Raw genomic sequence first — 14,864 nt, forward strand, 5'->3', positions numbered from 1 at the left:
ATGAGATATGCAAAGCTATTATTTCTATCAACATCCCACCGCACAGCATACTTATGTGCAGAAACAGCCGATTGCAGAGCAGGAAGCTGAGTTTATTTGGGTGGAGTGTAGCCGTGACGATGTGGTCAATCGGGCAGAACATTGGCAGCAGGACATTTATGCGGCAACGGGACTGTGGATGAATGAATATCATCTGCGTGACATTCTCAATTTAGAACATCCTTGTGCCTTTGACACTTTGGAAGATTACGACTTGCTGATCTTTCGTAAGCTGATCACACCTGATGATCAAATCAAGCTTGATACTCAAGCGGCTGAAAAACATGAACGGGTCTTTGGTCTGGCGACGACCCCGATTAGCTTTATGCTTACGCCGCAAGTTTTGATTACGGTTAGAGAGCAGGGCAATAAAGAAGTTGAAAGCTATATTCAGCGTATGGAAACGGTGTTGAGCCGTCCGATTGAAGAACATAATAAGCCACGAAAACTACCCGCAACACCTTTAGATTTGACCTTGAGACTGCTCAATAACATGGTGGATGGTTATCTCGATTTACGTGTTCCGCTGACGCGTCGAGTGGAGTTTTGGCAGCAAGAGCTTTTACAAGGCCATCGTCGCTTTACCAAGTGGCATCAACTATTGCAAGAGAATATGGCTTTCCAACAAGTGGAAAATTTGTGCGAAGAACAAATCGAGACTTTGCAGGAATTACGCGATGAAATTGTCGATAATTATTCGCACTTGAAAGGGAAAAAACGTAGTGAAAAACAAGACATCATGCTGGTACGTGTCGATGATTTAACCAGTCATATTGAACGTATTCAAAAGCATACCATTCGCTTGAGAAATGCAGTGCAAGCAGCCATTGATCTACATTTTTCTGCCATTGCTAATCAAACCAATGAAAACATGCGAATTTTAGCCATTATTACCGCGATCTTTGCGCCACTGACCTTGCTGACAGGGGTGTATGGTATGAACTTCGAGTTTATTCCGGGGCTGAAGTCTCCCACAGGGTTTTGGATCATGTTGGGCATCATGTTAATGACGACATTGATCTTACTGTATTATTTTTATCGACGTCATTTGGTCGGGCGTGGCGAAAAAAGTGTCATTGATATGTTGGCACAGCAGCATGCGGATCAACATATGAATTTGTTTTGGTTTATCGATTATGAGCCGATCAAGCAAACCGTGAAAGGCACCATTAAAGATTTAGAGAAAATCACCAAATTAAAATAATTCGGTGATTTTCTGCACAGACCATTAAAGCCAATGGACTTTAAGGTGTTTCTTTACATGCTGACGCTATCCTTGTTCAATTTATTATTCGGATATGTGGGCGTCGCAGGGAGATTTAATTTAAGAGGTTTTTAACTGGGCTCCTTTTAAAATCCGGTAAAGCTGATCTTTAATGAACAACTTTTTCCGTTTGAGGGGCTCAATCTCTCCACGATGAATCCTGACAGGGTCTTGTTCGAGTAAACAAATTTCCTGATCGAGAGCTTCATGGTCGTCAAACATTTTAGAAAAATGCGGATTGTCTTCTCTAAGCTGTTGAATCATGTCGCGGTATTCAGGAAACATGAGCTTAGTCTTTTTATTACAAACTTTGAGTTTCATGGTTGCCGTCTAATCCTCTTATTCAAAAATAAAAAAAAGAAAGAAAGGCATGCGCCAATCTTTCTTTATAGAACTAGTGTTGAGTCGTTTGAACTGGGTCAGTGAGATGTAAATGTTTTACTTCACGACGAAGTTTTTGAACTTCCTCAATCAAATCCAGCATCATTGCGACTGCAGTAAAGCTGGCATCAAAGTCACGTTGTAAGCGATAGGCTCGCCGTGCACGTGAGACATCATCACCAAAAAATTGGTGAATGCGGTTATCGGGTCGGTTAGGCAGAATGTCATATTCCAACAGCTGTAAAACCCATTCAGGACTTTGTCCGCAGGCTTCAGCAAAATGCTTTAAATCAAAGCTATGTTGTTCATCAACAATTTCAGCGTGTCGACATCCGTCTAAAATAATTTCACGATATTGAATAGTCGTCATAATTTTCTCCTTAAGACTGACGCGGCTTAAAGTGAGGGAAGGCTTCAGCAAAGGCTTGGTAAGCTTGCTGTTCTTGCTCACTCTGCGCAGGAGGTTGAACAATGTTTAAAATTAAATATAAATGTCCTGCCGTTTTGGCTGGAATCCCCTGATCTTTTAAACGGAGTTGCTGCCCCGTTTTGGCATTTTTCGGAATTTGAATTTGTAATGTCCGACCATTGGGTAGCGCGGCGGTGATGCTTTGCCCCAAAGCGGCTTCCCAAGGACTGATATTCAGTTGGTGATAGACATCAACTCCTTCAACGCGTGTGGTCTCCGTATCTTTGTAATAAATTTCGATATACAGGTCGCCATTTTCACCACCCTGAATACCTGACTGTCCTTGACCACTTAAGCGAATTTGTTGCCCTTCTTTCATGCCTTTGGGAATTTTAACTTCCAGCGTTTTGCGCTGAATTTCCGCTTCACCATAGGCATTTAAAGTAGGAATTTGTAAGGTAATAGTTTGGGTGGTACCGTGGAATCCAACCTCAAGATCGACCTCTAAACGCGCATGTTGGTCTTCGCCTTTATGGCGTGTGCTATTTTGGCGTTGATATTGATAGTTTGAACCTCCAAAACCTGAACCAAAACGGCCAAATAAGTCTTCAAATCCTGAAAAATCATGTGCCTGTTGCCCACCTTGGGCATTCCGAAATGCATCTTCAAAACCGCCAAAGCCTGCATTGGGGTTGAATTGGTGTGAGCCTTGCGGATGATCGAGTTCAAAGTCATATTCAGCTTTTTTTGTTTCATCACTTAAGGTGTCATAGGCGACATTTAATTCTTGCATCCGTGCCTCAGCATCAGGCTCCTTACTGACATCGGGATGATACTTACGTGCCAATTTTCGATAGGCTTTTTTAATTTGTTCGGCGGTCGCATCTCGCGTTAAACCGAGTATTTCATAATGGTTCTTCGGCATAAATAAGATTAAATAAATTGATTAAGTTTTAATCATTATCCAGCCTTTCAGCAGATTTCAACAGTAAAGATATGTTCCTTATTGTTTCAAAACATGACAAGAAAAAAGCCCCCGATGAAAGGGGCTTTGATGGATGAGGAATACTTAATATTTGACCCATGTGATGTTGCGCCCACCGCCATTTTCGGTCGACGTTCCTCGAATTCGTAAGTGCTTACCATTATTACTGAGTCGTGCATATGCGTCATAACGTAACCCTGTGAAAGGGTCGAGGAACTGTCCATGGCTATAGGTCGAATCTTTGGCATTGTCTAACTGCAAATGGCTGAGCGTTGTCATGCCGACAATGGGCTGATTTTTATGGATACCATCACACTTGCTACAGTTTTCTATTTTTACCGCACCTGGAATTTCACGCGTACTTACGATGACTGCTTTATAGCTATTGTTTTTGTCTTTTTCAATCATGACATCACTGAGAGAGTATCCTGTTTTATCATCGATAGTTTTCCATTTGCCAACCAAGGGATCGGTGGCTGCAAAACAGGAGAAGGCGCATAAACTGCTGAGTACGAAAAGACTGCACGAAAATTTCATGATGATAAAACCCCAATGGAAGAGAAAAATAAAGACATATAAAAATTATGGGTTTATTTATAACGAAATTTAAGTTGTGTTACCAGTGAAATATCTATGAATAAAAGTGATGAATCATTTGAATTATCTTGTTTTTATGAGAACAAAGGCATAAAAAAGAGCAGTTCAGCTGCTCTTTTTTTATTGCACATGACGCGCTTAACTTAAGTGTTCACCAAATAAACCCAAGGCTTCTTCTGCACTAAAGCTGTATTGCGTGTTACAGAACTGGCAATCCATGGTAATCGGGTTTTGATGTTCTAGCGTTTCACGAACGGCTTCAGCGCCAATTTGTTCAAGCGCTTGAGCACAACGTTCTTTAGAACAGGTACAGCCAAATTTCAGTACTTCAACTTCAGGTAAGCGTACTTCTTCTTCGTTGTATAAACGGTAAAGAATTTCACTGGACTCTAAATCGGTTAACTCTTCGATTTTGAGCGTTTCAGTCAACATGGTCAGACGTGGCCATAAGTCTTGGTCGACACGTTCTTGTTCCTCTTCACTGTTACGTGGTAACAGTTGAATAAGTAAACCGCCAGCACGCTGGGCTGAACTGGCCAAAACGATACGCGTTGGAATTTGGGCAGACAGGTCATAGTACTGCATTAAACAACCTGCAAGATTTGGCTTGTCTAAAGCCACAATCCCTTGATAACGCTCACCAAATTCGGGCTCAATATTAATAAAGAGTACAGGGCTAATGAGGGTGCTCAATACCGTACTGCTGCTGTCGGCAGCATTAAAGCGAGGATCTGCTTCATAATCCGCCAAGGCACGTACTTCACCAAGGTGATTACATTCAGCCATGGCCCATTTGAAACTACCTGAAGCCTGAATTTGTAAACTAATACGGCCTTTAATTTTTAAAGTACTGGCAAGTAATGCCGTGGCACTAAGCATTTCACCTAACAGCACTTGGACTGCAGGTGCATAATCACGCTGCGCCAAGATGGTTTGTAGGGTTTCTTCTAGATGAACCACTTCACCACGAACAGGACTATCTTCAATATAAAAGCGTTGACGCAAATCAGACATAAATTTCTCCAATATCCTGTCTTAATGGTGACGATATTGTAAAACACAAGTCATTTTACTTCATCCCGTGTGACATCTATTCGGTCATGTTGTAACTCGCGTTGTAGGTCAACGCCAACAGGACTTTGACGGAGCTGCGTATCACTTTCAAATAAGTGTTCTAATTCGGCCAAAGCATTACGATGTGTTTCATAGACCTTCTGTTCGTCGTTATAAATACTCTGCTGCTGTGCGAGCAGTTTTTCATCATAATCGCGAAATAACTCAATGCTCTTATAAGCATCTTGTTCTGCAATTCCGAGATTACGCAGAGCAAAATAGGCCATCCCTAAAGACGATAAATAGGTTTCACGCCAAATATGCTCTACCCCCAAGTCACGTAACAAATGCACATGATGTCGGTCACGGGCACGGACCAGCAAGTTTAAATCTGGATAATTGAGTCGGATATGGCGTGCCACATTCATGGAGTCTTCAATATCATCGATGGCTAATACAAACACTTTGGCATGTTCGATACCGGCTGCACGCAGGATATCGGGTTGAGTGGCATCACCATAGTAGAGTTTGCCGCCATAGTTGCGAACGAAATCGACCTTGTCGATATTGCTGTCAATCGCCGTGAAGGTTTGGTGCTGTAAGTGAACCAGTCGTGCCACAATTTGTCCGACACGGCCAAAGCCAGCAATGATCATCGGGTTATGCTGTTCAGGAATCTCATCATAGACAGGTGTAGTTTCTTTTTCGAATATTGGCACCACCCACGAACTCATCAGCCAGTATAGAATAGGCGTCAGAATCATCGACAAGGTCACGATCAAATTGATCGGCTCTAAAATGGCCTGCGTAATCACGTGTTCACTCATGGCAACATTGAGCACCACAAAAGCAAATTCACCGCCTTGTGCCAAACAGGTGGCCAGCATCAAACTATTGCGCCATGAAAACTCGAAGTAGCGAGCGATGGCGGTTAAGGCTAGCAGTTTGACCAACATCAGCAATAACGCACCGCCAACAATCAGACTTGGGCTTTCCCACAGCAGCGAAACTTGCGTGCTCATCCCGACGGTCATGAAAAATAGACCGAGAAGTAGACCTTTAAATGGTGCAATACTGGCTTCCAGTTCATGACGGAATTCAGAGTCAGCAAGTAACACTCCAGTTAAAAATGCGCCCAAGGTGGTACTGATACCTAAGACATCCATCAGCGCGACCACGCCTAAGACAATAAACAAACCGACTGCAGTAATCAGTTCGTGCGCGCCACTTTTGGCCACAAAGCGGAAAAAAGGGCGCATGAGGTAGCGGCTAAATAAAAACAAGCCTGTAAAGGTAGCAACAATCGCTGCAAAGTAGGCCACGCCATGATGGGTTGAGTTTGTTCCCGCAAGGAGTGGAATGACTGCAATCAGCGGAATCGCGGCAATATCTTGAAAGAGTAAAATGGAAAAGGACTGCTGACCAAAAGTGGTATTGAGCTGCTGTTTTTCACTGAGCAGTTGCAACACAAACGCAGTAGAGGAGAGGGCAAGGGCAAAACCAATCACGACACTGGCTGCAATCTGTTGTTGCAGGGCAAAAAAGACGATGCACGCCAGTAGCACGCCACAGAGCATCACTTGTAAACTGCCCATCACAAAAATGGATTTACGCATTTCCCATAAACGTTGCGGGCGAAGTTCTAGTCCAATAATGAACATCAAGAAAATCACGCCGTACTCAGCGAGTTTATGAATGTCTTCAGGGTCATGGACGACATTTAATACAGTGGGACCGAGTAAGATACCCGTGAATAAATAGCCGAGTACCGTGGCAATCCCCAGCCGTTTAGCCAACGGAACGATCATCAGTGCCGCAGCCAAAAAGAGGGTGATTTGAAGCAGTAGAGACATTGCCCTGTCCTAAATTTTTTTCTTTATGTTGGAAGTTTAAGGGAGAACGCGACTCAGGTCTAAACCTTATTCACGTCAAGTCTTAACTTAACTCTTGTGGATCAATATCAAGGCTCAATTTCATACCATGCGGTTTATTGTGCCAGACAGTTTGCCACCACTGACGAATGTAAAAATGCATTCGTGCACGGTCTTTGGACAGTAGTACCATATGCGCTTGATAGCGGCCTGCTTTACGCTCCATCGGCGCAGGAATGGGCCCCCAAATATCAATACTGTTTTCTGAGGCTTGGCGCAGTGCTTGTGCATGCTCTTGTAAAAAGTTTTGGTTCAATTCTTGGTCTTTGGATTCACAGCGCAATAAAGCCGCATAGCGATAAGGTGGCATCCATGCAGCTTTACGCTCTTTCAAGGTTTGCTTGGCAAAGCTGCGATAGCCCGATTCCAGCAGGGTATTCAGCAAAGGATGGTCTGGACGTAGAGTTTGTAAATAGACTTCGCCTTTTTTCTCGCCGCGCCCAGCACGTCCAGCGACTTGGATGATGAGTTGTGCAGTACGTTCTGTGGCACGAAAGTCAACACTGAGTAAGCCTGAGTCGATGTCTAAAATCGCCACCAAAGTCACATAAGGAAAGTGATGTCCTTTGGCCAGCATTTGGGTGCCGAGCAAAATGATGGGTTCACTTTTCTGGATCTTGTTATAGATTTTTTGCCAGCTGCCGACCCGACTGGTCGAGTCACGATCAACCCGAATCACGTCAAAATTCGGGAACAGTTCTTGTAGGTTTTCTTCAACTTTTGCGGTGCCTAAACCAATCGGTTTCAGTTCGCTATGCTGACATTGCGGGCAGTGTTCAGGCATGCGGTGGATGGTGCCGCAGTGGTGACAGTGCAAATGCTGATAGGGCTGTCGATGCACGGTAAAATTGGCATCGCAATGTGGGCACTTCGCCTGCCAGCCACAACTTTCACAAATCAACACAGGCGCATAGCCGCGACGATTTAAGAAAATCAGTACCTGTTCTTTTTTATCTAAGCGCTTTTGTACTTCATGAATCAGTTGTTGGCTGATGCCATTTTGTTTTTGTGCCACTTTCAGATCAATCACATGCATTTTCGGCATCACGGCCACACCTGCACGTTGGTCCAACTCCAAACGGGTCATTTTACCTTGTTCAACCAATGCATAACTGTCGATACTTGGCGTTGCAGAGCCGAGGATAATCGGACAGTTTTCTAAGTGCGCACGGTATAAAGCCACATCACGAGCATGGTAACGGAAGCCCTCTTGTTGCTTGAAAGATAGATCATGCTCTTCATCTAAGACAATCAAACCCAGATGCGGAAGAGGGGTATAGATGGCAGAACGTGTGCCAATCACAATCGAAGCTTTGCCCGTTTGTGCGCTTTGCCAGGCTTGCAGGCGCTTAGAATCATTTAAACCTGAATGTAGTAGCGCAATATGACAGTGAAAACGTGACTGAAAACGGCTCACTGTTTGTGGGGTGAGGCCAATTTCAGGCACTAATACCAAGACTTGTTTGCCTTGTTTTAAAACCTCTTGCATGACTTGCAAATAGACTTCAGTTTTGCCACTACCGGTTAAACCATCCAGTAAGAAAGCGTGGTAGCTATGACGAACTTTGAGTATGTTTTGAATGGCACGCTTTTGTTCATCATTGGGCGCGAGAGGCATTTGCGCTAGCGTCATCGCTTGCGGTTTAAAGTCTTGAGCTTCAAGTATGCACTGGGTGATTTTCTTTTTTTCTAAGGCTTTTAAGGTCGCAGTTTCAATGCCAGCCAAATTTAGAATGTTTTCAGACGTTCCTGTGGGATGCAGCTTTAAAATTTTATAGGCATCTTGTTGTTTTTCAGAACGCTTCAATTTGTCTTCGGCATGATCATCAATCAGCTTCCACATTCGCGCCAGTAAATTATAGGGTTTACCTTGGCGTAAAAAGCTGGGTAAAGCAGTATGCATCACTTCCCCAATGGGAAATTGGTAATATTGCGCTGACCATGTCAATAAACTTAAAACTTTAGCATCTAGAATAGCGCTGTCATCGAGCAACTCAGTTATGGCTTTGAGTTTAAAGCCTAAATCGAGTGGTTTCTCATCAGTGAGTTTCTCAACAATGACACCGACCACATTTTGGCGACCAAATGAGACAGCCACACGTGCACCCACTTCAGCTTGGTGGTATTGTTCAGCCGTTAAACTATAGTCAAAACAGTCATATAGATAAACGGGAACAGCCACACGAATACGGTAGCTTGGTGTTGTGGAAAGTGTAGTTTCTGGCATAAAAAGCTCAAAATGTCCTGATGAAATTGTCGTTGTGCGATGAATGAGTTGTGTTAGAGTGATGACATAATTTATAACTTAGAATATGAATGATTTTGGTGCCGACATGCAACAGCGCCAAATGACTAAATGGACAATTAGAAAGCGTAAACATGCCAGCATATCAATTTACCGCACTCGATGCCGCAGGAAAGCAGCAAAAAGGCGTGCTCGAAGGGGATTCAGCACGTCAAATTCGGCAACAACTTCGTGATAAAGCGCTGATCCCAGTCTCGGTTGATCCTGTTGAACAAAAAGATAAGCACAGCAGTAAAACATGGTTTCAAAAACAAATTACCGCCTATGATTTGGCCTTATTGACACGTCAACTTTCGGTACTTGTGGCGGCGGCCATTCCGTTGGAAGAAGCCATTCGTGCGGTTGGAAAGCAGTCAGAAAAAACACATGTACAAAATCTATTGATGTCAGTGCGTTCTAAAGTACTGGAAGGTCATTCATTGGCACAGGGTTTACAGCAATCTGGACGCTTTCCAGAGTTGTACATTGCCACGATTGCCGCTGGCGAACGTTCAGGACATTTAGACTTAATTTTAGATCAGCTGGCAGACTACACTGAAAATCGCTTTGCGATGCAAAAGAAAATCCAAGGCGCGATGATTTATCCGATTATTTTAATGCTGATGTCTTTTGCCATCGTGATGGGGCTCATGACTTATGTAGTGCCTGACATTGTCAAAACCTTTGACCAAAGCAAAGATGCCTTGCCATGGATTACCGTTGCCTTGATGAAAGCCAGCGATTTTATTCGAGTGGCATGGCCATTTTTATTGGTGGGCAGTGTACTAGGCATCGGCTTATTACTGCGATTTTTAAGAACCACAGCAGGGCATTATGCCTTTGATCGTTTAACGCTCAAACTGCCATTATTCGGTAAACTTTCACGTGGTATAAATGCCGCACGCTTTGCCAGTACCTTATCGATTTTGACCCAGTCAGGTGTGCCCTTGGTGGATGCGTTAAAAATTGGCGCGGCGGTGAGTAATAACTGGGTGATTCGCGATGCGGTCAATCATGCCGCAGAAAAAGTGACTGAAGGTGGAAACCTTGCGACCCAGCTGGAGCGCAGTGGTTATTTCCCACCGATGATGGTACAAATGATTAAAAGTGGTGAAACGTCGGGTGAATTGGATCGGATGTTGGAGCGCGCATCGACCATGCAAGACCGAGAGGTGACAACGCTCATATCGACCTTGCTGGCTTTACTGGAGCCACTGATGTTGGTTCTGATGGCAAGCATTGTCTTGGTGATTGTGATCGCCGTGATGCTACCGATCGTCAATATGAACAACATGATTTAATTTTAAAAATATAAGATGGAAGAGAAAATTCACATGCAATCAAAAATCTATAGACGCCAAGCTTCAGGCTTTACTTTAATTGAAGTCATGGTGGTGATTGTTATTTTAGGTGTATTGGCAGCCTTAATTGTACCCAATGTGATGGGACGCGGTGAAAAAGCCAAAGTGGATACCACTGTCATTACCCTTAAAGGTGTTGCTGCGGCATTGGATCAATATAAATTGGATAATGGTAAATATCCTTCGATGCAAGAGGGTGGACTCGACGCTTTGGTGAATAAGCCTGAGTCTGCAAAAAATTGGTTGCCCGGCGGTTATGTGAAAGGTGGATATCCGAAAGACAGTTGGGATAATGACATTCAATATGTTGCACCTGGGACCGATGGACGACCATTTGATTTATATTCTTTTGGCGCAGATGGACAGCAAGGTGGTGAAGAAACCGATGCTGATATTCAGTATCAACCTTAATTGAGAATTATTATATATTGGGTTTAATTGAATATATCATTACAGTGCATAGGTTATGTCAATGTGGACTGTAATGATAATACATCTTAATTTAAAATTAATATCTAAGATTATGATTTTAAATTATTAAATATAATAAGCATCAGCTGAGATTTATAATAAGAATTATTCCCATATTTGTTGATTACAAATAATGTAAATTATGGATAAGAATAGGCTTTTTATTTATTTAAATCCTTGCATAATGTTCTCAATGGCAACTGATTTGCCTGAGGAGAATAGAATGAAAGCATTAACCTTGTTGGATGAAATGAGCCAATTCCATTGGTCGATGCTCAAATCTGTTCTTTTGATTTTGAGTATGCTTCCTGTTGCTCAAGGTGTTTTAAGTGTCTGGCAGTCGACTGAAGGCAGCAGCCAAATCATGGTGGGTTTCTTTGCAATCAGTCTGTTCAGCACATGGGCGGTTTTGAGCTTTTGGTCTGCGTTAAAAGCAACCGTACTCACACTCGATCAAGTACAGATTACAGCATTAGAACAAAAAGTGGTCATGTTCTACCGTTATACCCCGATGCTTTTTTTAGCCGGTATGGTGTCCTATTTGGTCAGTCAAATTTAATACTGACATTTATAGTTGTGATAAAAACCGAGCACATACGCTCGGTTTTTTATTGCGTCATGAAGAATGGCGGAAAGATAGGATCGCTTGTCTGTTTCGTTGTATATGATGCTAGTGTTCACTCCCTATACTGTAGAAAATATAAATATAGAGTGAAATATGGAACAGATTGATTGGGCGGATTTTTTAAAAGTCGAGCTCCGAGTCGGGCGAATTATTCAGGCCGAAGTTTTTGAGCAGGCACGTAAGCCTGCTTATATTTTACATGTCGACTTTGGTCATGAAATTGGCATTAAGAAATCGAGTGCGCAGATTACTGAGCGTTATCAACCTGAACTGTTGTTAGGTAAATTGGTGGTGGCAGTGGTTAACTTTCCAAACAAGCAAATTGGTCCCATCCAGTCTGAGTGCTTAGTGACTGGCTTTCATGATTCAGACGCAGGTGTGGTGCTGTGTGTGCCTGATACAGATGTTCCAGTAGGTACCAAACTACTATAAATGAAAAAGAAAAACCCAAGCTCAGCTTGGGTTTTTCTTTGGAAAAGTATGATTTAACAATAGGAATTATCGACGAGACTTAAACGATACATCGACTTTACGTGGACGATAGATCCAGCCCAAGATCAGTAAAAAGACTGAAAAACCTAAAATTGGCCAGTCACTTAAACGGGTATATAGCGTTTGACCTTGCATAGCAGGCAGTTCGCCACGAAGCACGGTTGCCACATCTTGTGGGGCACGTTTTACGATATGCCCTTGATGGTCAATAAACGCCGTCACGCCTGTATTAGTGGCACGGATAAACCAGCGTCCATTTTCTTTGGCACGCATTTGAACCATCTGTAAATGCTGTAAAGGGCCTGCGGTTCCTGTAAACCATGCATCGTTGGAAACTGTCACCAAGAAATCACTTTGGCTGGCATTACGACGCGTCAAGTTCGGATAAGCCACTTCATAGCAAATGGCCGCGCCTAAATGCTGCTGATGAATAGAAAGCGGTTGTTGCTGTTGTTCGCCACGTGAAAAACCACTCATCGACGGATCATTCTGCATGGCTGGCAACACCCATTTCAGTAAACCAGATAGTGGAATATATTCACCAAAAGGCACTAAACGTTGCTTTTTATAGATTCCTTCGGCTTCAGCACCATTGGCCATAATACTGTTGTAGTACAGTGGTCGACCTGCCGCTTCAGAGCCTGAAATATCCCAGTATGGAATACCGGTGACCCACGCTGTGTTGGTTTTCTTGGCTTGTGCCGTCATTGCAGCTAAAAAGGGTTCGATATCACTCTGGAACATCGGAATAGAGGATTCAGGCCAAACAATGAGGTCTCGTCCCCATTCTGTTTTGGTCAAATCAGCGTAGATTCCAAGTGTTTTTAGTTGATACTCAGTGAGCCATTTTAAGTCTTGTGGGATATTGCCCTGAATTAAAGAAACCGATAATGGCGGCGTATTTTTTGAGGAGACGAATTCAATTTTTGATGCGCCCCATGCGCCAAGCACCAATAAAACAGAGGGGATGACCCAAAAAACGCGGCGGTTTAAAACTTCGACCAGTGCGCAGGCCAACACCAAGACTACAAACGATACCCCGAAGATACCAAATAATGGTGCATACCCATCCAGTAAGCGTTCGGTAAAGGCATAGCCTGCAAACAGCCATGGGAAGCCTGTGAAGATCCACGTTTTCGCCCATTCAAAAAGCACCCAAAGCGGAGCGAAGGTTAGTGGCGTTTCAGGGAAAAAGCGGCGGTAAATAAAGCTTTGGACAGCCGTGAATAAGCCCATGACCAAGGCCATAATGCCGATCATACCGACACTTAAGGCACTATTGGTATCGCCATAGACATGGATGGAAGTGTAGAGCCAAAAAGCCCCCACGAACCATAGGCCAAAACCATAGGCCCACCCAATACTAAAGGCCTGCTTTGCACTGCGCTTGCGTAAAGTCGCATAGAGCAGTGCAGGGGATAATATTGCCAACCACCAATAATGATAAGGGGCGAGTGCAAAACTAAAGACAGCCCCTGAAAATAAGGCGATTAAAAGCGGATAAATTAAAGGTAACTGTTTTTGTTGTAGATTGGGGGTTAACAGTTTGTCAAAGTAAGCTCTCATTTACGAACGGCTCGAATCAGATGAATAGAACGTGCATCTGCTTCTACAATGGTAAATTCCCAATTTTCAAGATCAATGACCTGACCTTGTAAATCACTCACTAAACCAATTTCTTGAAGCAATAAACCGCCCACAGTTTCAACCTCATCATCAGAAAAGTCTGCATCTAAAAGATTGTTAAAGTGTTCGATTGGTGTAAGTGCTTGAACCAGCCACGTATTTGCGGTCGTAGGGTCATTGTCGGGAATAATATATTCCGCTTCTTCATCGATCTTGTCGTGTTCATCTTCAATTTCACCGACAATTTCTTCCAAAATATCTTCTAGCGTCACTAAACCTGAGGTCGTGCCATATTCATCAATCACCACCGCTATGTGCGTTTGGGTGTTTTTCAACATGCGAAGCACTTGGTCTGAGCGTGCGCTTTCAGGCACATATAAAGGTTGGCGCATCAGCGCACGTATATCCACTTTATTGTTTGGTTCAGTTAAGAAAGGCAATAAGTCTTTGGCTAATAAAATGCCAACGACATTGTCTGGTTGGTCTGATGAAAAGACAGGGAAACGTGAATGTGCCGACTCAACCAGAGTATGCAAAATGTCGAGTAACTCATCATCTTCTTGTAGGCTGATCATTGATGTACGCGGTGTCATGACCTCGCGGACTTTGGTTGCTGGAAGGTCTAATACGCCTTCTAACATCGCAACAGTGTCGGGTTCTAAAAAACGACGTGAATCTTGAACTAACTTTAACAGTTCATCGCGAGTTTCTGGCGCGGTACCTAACCATTTGCGTAAGCCACGCATTCCCCACGACGGGCCTGATTCCTCGTGCATGATCTTTCCTAAAGACTCTTAATATCTAAAAAACTTAATTTTATCATACCGTAGAAAACACAGTTGTCTATTGTAATTAAGCAAGGATTGCATGAATGATTGGATCAATACTTTTATACATGAGGTTCATCAAACTATGCAAACAGATATGCGAAATGGGCAGTTGTGTTAAAATTGGCAAGTTTTTAAATTTTTGAGTTTATATATGTCTGATTTGGAAGTGAGCCCAAGCATCCAATTAAACACCCGTGGTTTACGCTGTCCAGAGCCTGTGATGATGTTGCATCAAGCCATTCGCAAGTCTAAATCGGGAGATGTAGTGGAGGTGTTTGCAACGGACAACTCCACTTCATGGGATATTCCTAAATTTTGTATGCATCTTGGGCATGAACTTTTGCTGCAAGAAGAGCGCTTAGACGAAAACGGCAATAAAGAATTTCATTATTTAGTTAAAAAGGGTTAAATCCTATTTTCCATAAAATGCTCCGCAGTTGCTCGGAGCATTTTGTTGTTTACATAATAAGAATAAAACTCTGCTCATTTGTCGGATTGATCTGGCTATAATGGCGC

15 protein-coding genes are annotated in these 14,864 nt (G+C 43.1%); 6 read left to right on the forward strand and 9 right to left on the reverse strand.

The genetic code is table 11. From position 1 onward, the window contains the following. The first annotated feature begins 7 nt into the window (after window positions 1-7). On the forward strand, window positions 8-1,243 hold the full coding sequence (locus AC4CVD_RS01655) for a magnesium transporter CorA family protein (RefSeq protein ID WP_004978806.1): 1,236 nt from the start codon (window positions 8-10) through the stop codon (window positions 1,241-1,243). A 120-nt stretch (window positions 1,244-1,363) separates the two neighbouring features. Here AC4CVD_RS01655 and AC4CVD_RS01660 read toward each other — a convergent pair whose 3' ends face one another. From AC4CVD_RS01660 to AC4CVD_RS01690, 7 genes are all read right to left on the reverse strand, one after another. Continuing rightward, window positions 1,364-1,624 (reverse strand): HP1242/YdcH family protein, encoded by a 261-nt coding sequence (locus tag AC4CVD_RS01660; protein ID WP_004692664.1) that lies wholly within the window; start codon window positions 1,622-1,624, stop codon window positions 1,364-1,366. Window positions 1,625-1,697: 73 nt separating this feature from the next. Then, window positions 1,698-2,054, reverse strand: coding sequence for a chaperone modulator CbpM (locus AC4CVD_RS01665; RefSeq protein ID WP_004978810.1), 357 nt, complete (start codon window positions 2,052-2,054; stop codon window positions 1,698-1,700). Window positions 2,055-2,064: 10 nt separating this feature from the next. After that, window positions 2,065-3,018 (reverse strand): DnaJ C-terminal domain-containing protein, encoded by a 954-nt coding sequence (locus tag AC4CVD_RS01670; RefSeq protein ID WP_490751841.1) that lies wholly within the window; start codon window positions 3,016-3,018, stop codon window positions 2,065-2,067. A gap of 144 nt (window positions 3,019-3,162) precedes the next feature. Further along, window positions 3,163-3,615, reverse strand: a complete 453-nt coding sequence (locus AC4CVD_RS01675) for a DUF2147 domain-containing protein (RefSeq protein ID WP_490751843.1) — start codon at window positions 3,613-3,615, stop codon at window positions 3,163-3,165. 198 nt (window positions 3,616-3,813) lie between these two features. Further along, on the reverse strand, window positions 3,814-4,689 hold the full coding sequence (hslO, locus tag AC4CVD_RS01680) for an Hsp33 family molecular chaperone HslO (RefSeq protein ID WP_004978815.1): 876 nt from the start codon (window positions 4,687-4,689) through the stop codon (window positions 3,814-3,816). Between the two features lie 50 nt (window positions 4,690-4,739). Further along, the gene (locus AC4CVD_RS01685; RefSeq protein WP_490751845.1) at window positions 4,740-6,581 is read right to left on the reverse strand and encodes a monovalent cation:proton antiporter-2 (CPA2) family protein; all 1,842 of its coding nucleotides are present in this window, start codon (window positions 6,579-6,581) and stop codon (window positions 4,740-4,742) included. Window positions 6,582-6,663: 82 nt separating this feature from the next. Next, a complete protein-coding gene (locus AC4CVD_RS01690; RefSeq protein WP_490751847.1) occupies window positions 6,664-8,886 on the reverse strand; it encodes a primosomal protein N' in 2,223 nt (740 codons plus the stop codon). A 152-nt stretch (window positions 8,887-9,038) separates the two neighbouring features. Here AC4CVD_RS01690 and gspF point away from each other — a divergent pair, with 152 nt between their 5' ends. The 4 genes from gspF to AC4CVD_RS01710 all read left to right on the forward strand — a co-directional run bounded on the left by gspF (window position 9,039) and on the right by AC4CVD_RS01710 (window position 11,832). Continuing rightward, window positions 9,039-10,244 carry a type II secretion system inner membrane protein GspF gene (gene gspF, locus AC4CVD_RS01695; protein ID WP_058868820.1) on the forward strand — a complete coding sequence of 402 codons (1,206 nt, stop codon included), beginning with the start codon at window positions 9,039-9,041 and terminating at the stop codon, window positions 10,242-10,244. A gap of 33 nt (window positions 10,245-10,277) precedes the next feature. Next, on the forward strand, window positions 10,278-10,715 hold the full coding sequence (gspG, locus tag AC4CVD_RS01700) for a type II secretion system major pseudopilin GspG (RefSeq protein ID WP_010325797.1): 438 nt from the start codon (window positions 10,278-10,280) through the stop codon (window positions 10,713-10,715). 283 nt (window positions 10,716-10,998) lie between these two features. Continuing rightward, window positions 10,999-11,334: a hypothetical protein gene (locus AC4CVD_RS01705; RefSeq protein WP_004978824.1), complete on the forward strand. Its 336-nt coding sequence runs from the start codon at window positions 10,999-11,001 to the stop codon at window positions 11,332-11,334. Between the two features lie 159 nt (window positions 11,335-11,493). After that, window positions 11,494-11,832, forward strand: coding sequence for a tRNA-binding protein (locus tag AC4CVD_RS01710; protein ID WP_004978826.1), 339 nt, complete (start codon window positions 11,494-11,496; stop codon window positions 11,830-11,832). A gap of 66 nt (window positions 11,833-11,898) precedes the next feature. Here the strand turns inward: AC4CVD_RS01710 and lnt are convergent, their stop codons facing one another. Together lnt and AC4CVD_RS01720 are read right to left on the reverse strand one after the other, a co-directional pair. Next, window positions 11,899-13,458, reverse strand: a complete 1,560-nt coding sequence (lnt, locus tag AC4CVD_RS01715) for an apolipoprotein N-acyltransferase (RefSeq protein WP_490751848.1) — start codon at window positions 13,456-13,458, stop codon at window positions 11,899-11,901. Continuing rightward, window positions 13,455-14,294, reverse strand: coding sequence for a CorC family transporter (locus AC4CVD_RS01720; protein ID WP_004978829.1), 840 nt, complete (start codon window positions 14,292-14,294; stop codon window positions 13,455-13,457). The genes lnt and AC4CVD_RS01720 overlap by 4 nt, the downstream gene beginning before the upstream one ends. A 205-nt stretch (window positions 14,295-14,499) precedes the next feature. Between AC4CVD_RS01720 and tusA the strand changes: the two genes are divergently transcribed. Then, a complete protein-coding gene (gene tusA / locus AC4CVD_RS01725; RefSeq protein ID WP_004692640.1) occupies window positions 14,500-14,757 on the forward strand; it encodes a sulfurtransferase TusA in 258 nt (85 codons plus the stop codon). The last annotated feature ends 107 nt before the right edge of the window (window positions 14,758-14,864 follow it).

This window comes from Acinetobacter sp. LipI_23, from assembly GCF_058243045.1.

Coding starts and splice junctions, on each gene's coding strand:
- AC4CVD_RS01655 (WP_004978806.1), top strand. CDS start 8: ATGCAAAGCTATTATTTCTATCAACATCCCACCGCACAGCATACTTAT.
- AC4CVD_RS01660 (WP_004692664.1), bottom strand. CDS start 1,624: ATGAAACTCAAAGTTTGTAATAAAAAGACTAAGCTCATGTTTCCTGAA.
- AC4CVD_RS01665 (WP_004978810.1), bottom strand. CDS start 2,054: ATGACGACTATTCAATATCGTGAAATTATTTTAGACGGATGTCGACAC.
- AC4CVD_RS01670 (WP_490751841.1), bottom strand. CDS start 3,018: ATGCCGAAGAACCATTATGAAATACTCGGTTTAACGCGAGATGCGACC.
- AC4CVD_RS01675 (WP_490751843.1), bottom strand. CDS start 3,615: ATGAAATTTTCGTGCAGTCTTTTCGTACTCAGCAGTTTATGCGCCTTC.
- hslO (WP_004978815.1), bottom strand. CDS start 4,689: ATGTCTGATTTGCGTCAACGCTTTTATATTGAAGATAGTCCTGTTCGT.
- AC4CVD_RS01685 (WP_490751845.1), bottom strand. CDS start 6,581: ATGTCTCTACTGCTTCAAATCACCCTCTTTTTGGCTGCGGCACTGATG.
- AC4CVD_RS01690 (WP_490751847.1), bottom strand. CDS start 8,886: ATGCCAGAAACTACACTTTCCACAACACCAAGCTACCGTATTCGTGTG.
- gspF (WP_058868820.1), top strand. CDS start 9,039: ATGCCAGCATATCAATTTACCGCACTCGATGCCGCAGGAAAGCAGCAA.
- gspG (WP_010325797.1), top strand. CDS start 10,278: ATGCAATCAAAAATCTATAGACGCCAAGCTTCAGGCTTTACTTTAATT.
- AC4CVD_RS01705 (WP_004978824.1), top strand. CDS start 10,999: ATGAAAGCATTAACCTTGTTGGATGAAATGAGCCAATTCCATTGGTCG.
- AC4CVD_RS01710 (WP_004978826.1), top strand. CDS start 11,494: ATGGAACAGATTGATTGGGCGGATTTTTTAAAAGTCGAGCTCCGAGTC.
- lnt (WP_490751848.1), bottom strand. CDS start 13,458: ATGAGAGCTTACTTTGACAAACTGTTAACCCCCAATCTACAACAAAAA.
- AC4CVD_RS01720 (WP_004978829.1), bottom strand. CDS start 14,294: ATGCACGAGGAATCAGGCCCGTCGTGGGGAATGCGTGGCTTACGCAAA.
- tusA (WP_004692640.1), top strand. CDS start 14,500: ATGTCTGATTTGGAAGTGAGCCCAAGCATCCAATTAAACACCCGTGGT.